The organism is Xenorhabdus entomophaga, from assembly GCF_037996725.1.
Taxonomy (GTDB): Bacteria; Pseudomonadota; Gammaproteobacteria; order Enterobacterales; family Enterobacteriaceae; genus Xenorhabdus; species Xenorhabdus khoisanae.
The window spans coordinates 1-480 of the sequence record NZ_JBBMXH010000336.1 but is presented as its reverse complement, the minus strand read 5'-3'; the positions used below and the strand labels follow the sequence as shown (position 1 = coordinate 480).

Genomic DNA, 480 nt, shown 5'->3' with positions numbered 1-480 from the left:
AGAAAGAGACGGTATCGGTCTAGGCTTGTAGCTCAGGTGGTTAGAGCGCACCCCTGATAAGGGTGAGGTCGGTGGTTCAAGTCCACTCAGGCCTACCAATTTTGCTTGCCCGGGCGGCTAAGCGAAGGGGCGGATAACGTACAATCAATGGGGCTATAGCTCAGCTGGGAGAGCGCCTGCCTTGCACGCAGGAGGTCAGCGGTTCGATCCCGCTTAGCTCCACCATTGTCTCTTTCACGCAACCATTTGATTTCAGAATGTACCGGGAACCCCGGTATATTGTGAAATCTATGCTCTTTAACAATCTGGAACAAGCTGAAAATTTGAAACACTCGGTGCCTGAATACACGGCATTGAGAAGTCTCTCAAACTCCAGTCCGAAGACACCTTCGGGTTGTGAGGTTAAGCGAATAAGCGTACACGGTGGATGCCTAGGCAGTCAGAGGCGATGAAGGACGTGCTAATCTGCGAAAAGCGCCG

2 tRNA genes and 1 rRNA gene are annotated in these 480 nt (G+C 52.1%); all 3 read left to right on the top strand.

Annotation, left to right across the window (positions count from 1 at the left end):
- Positions 1–21: 21 nt before the first annotated feature.
- A tRNA-Ile gene (locus tag AAC854_RS23070) sits at positions 22–98 on the top strand.
- A 51-nt stretch (positions 99–149) separates the two neighbouring features.
- A tRNA-Ala gene (locus AAC854_RS23065) sits at positions 150–225 on the top strand.
- A gap of 175 nt (positions 226–400) precedes the next feature.
- Positions 401–480 (top strand): 23S ribosomal RNA (locus AAC854_RS23060); the annotation flags it as partial.